This is a genomic window from Gordonibacter pamelaeae 7-10-1-b (assembly GCF_000210055.1).
In the GTDB taxonomy this organism is placed as follows: domain Bacteria; phylum Actinomycetota; class Coriobacteriia; order Coriobacteriales; family Eggerthellaceae; genus Gordonibacter; species Gordonibacter pamelaeae.
In genome coordinates, this window is sequence record NC_021021.1 from 2,633,242 (window position 1) to 2,634,942 (window position 1,701).

Sequence of the window (1,701 nt, forward strand, 5' to 3'; positions counted from 1 at the left end):
AGCCTCTTCCGCCGTCTGCGCGTCCGCGCGCGCCGGCACCACCACGAAGTCAGCCTCGCGCACGGGGAACCGGCGCGCATGCGTCTCGCCTGTCAGATACGCCGCCGTCACGTCGGACTCGGCGTCTGCCACGCAAAACGTCACCGCCTGGTCCACGAACAGCCGCACGACCGCCTCGAGGGAGGCGCCGAGCGCCACCGGCCGCGCCGGGCTGTTCGCCGCCGGATCCACAACGTGCACGGTGCCCGGGCGGGCGAACGCGTCCAGCACGCTGCGGAACGCCCGCTGCGCCCGGTGCAGCCCTGCGTCTTCCCTGATCATCATGCCTCCACCTTCATCGTCGAAAAGTCCACCTTCGTCATCGCGACGCGACGCGCCTCGGCTGCCTCGCGCTCCTCGATGTGCGCGAGCTCCTGCCGCAGCCGCCCGTCCCAGCACTCCGCACGCGGCGTGCCCGCCTCTCCCGCAAACGCCGCATCCACCACGGCCAGCTCGTAGGCGCGGCAGCGATCGCCGCCCAGCACGAGCCCCAGCCCCACGGACGAGCCGACGCGCACCCGGCACGACGTCATGAGCGCCTCGCCCAGATAGAACAAGCCGCCCTGCGCCGTCTCGCGCACCTGCACCATCACCAGCTCCTCGCGCGGCTCTTCGAGCACCTTGAGCGCCTCCGCGCCCAGCTCGTCCTCCACCTCCCGCACGATCTCGCGCGCCAGCGACGGGTCCCCGTCCACCAACGCCCGCGTCCGCTCGTATCGTCTCAAGCTCACAACAATCCTCTCCGTCGCAAAACCAACTTCTCTAGTTCGCCGTGACAAGAGAACCGTCCCCTTGTCACGTCCGGGCAGAGCTAACGCTGCACCAAGTACCGCTTCCGCAGCTTCGTGGCCACGACTTCCAGCACCACGGCCACCGCCAAGCACAGGTACACGATCAGCCCCACCTCGTGGATGTTGTAGTAGAAGCTTCCTGCCAAGAACAGCTGGTAGCCAATGCCGCCCGCGCCCGCCACGGCGCCCACGGCCACGGCGTTCACGAAGTTGATCTCGAAGCGGATGAACGTCCACGACAGCATCTCGTTCACCTTCTCGGGCACGACGCCTTGAAACACCACCTGCCACCACGATGCGCCGCTGGCGCGCAGGGCCTCGATCACGCCGGGGTCCACTTCCTCGAAGCTCTCCGAGTACGCCTTCACCAGGTACGCCACGCTGTGGAAGAGCAGGCCGATCACGGCCGCCTCCGGCCCCAGCCCGATGGCTACGCTGAACACGAGCACCCACAGGATGGTGGGCACGGCACGCGCCACGCTCATGAACACCTTGATGGCGTTGCTCGCGGCGCGGTTCGACAGGTTGGACGCGGCCAGAAGCCCCAGGACGAAGGCGATCACCGCCCCGATGAACGTGGTCAGCAGCGCCAAGGCCAGCGACACGAACAGGCCCTCCACCACGTCGGGCAACGTGAAGTGCCCGCCCAGACCAGGCTGCAGCATCATAGTGAGGAAGTCGTCCACCGCGGCGGCCATCGCGGCAGGGAACGCCACCTTGCCGTAGTTCATCGTGGCCAGCGCGAACACCGTCACAGCCGCCAAGACGGCCAGCACGGCGCCCAGCGCCACGTTCGACGAGCTGGGCACCCGCACCTTGATCTTGCCCGAGCGGGTCAGGCGCGCGCCCTTTGCCCGCATCGGCGCGGCAC

Annotated in this window: 3 protein-coding genes; all 3 read right to left on the reverse strand. The window is 68.5% G+C overall.

What is annotated here, in order from left to right:
* Positions 1-324: phosphonate C-P lyase system protein PhnH (locus GPA_RS12215; protein WP_041239580.1), on the reverse strand; the 324-nt coding region annotated here is incomplete at its 3' end.
* Positions 321-770 (reverse strand): phosphonate C-P lyase system protein PhnG, encoded by a 450-nt coding sequence (phnG, locus tag GPA_RS12220; RefSeq protein ID WP_231847640.1) that lies wholly within the window; start codon positions 768-770, stop codon positions 321-323. The genes GPA_RS12215 and phnG, both read right to left, overlap by 4 nt.
* Before the next feature lie 80 nt (positions 771-850).
* A partial coding sequence (locus GPA_RS12225) for a PhnE/PtxC family ABC transporter permease (protein WP_197533100.1) occupies positions 851-1,701 on the reverse strand: 851 nt, incomplete at its 5' end.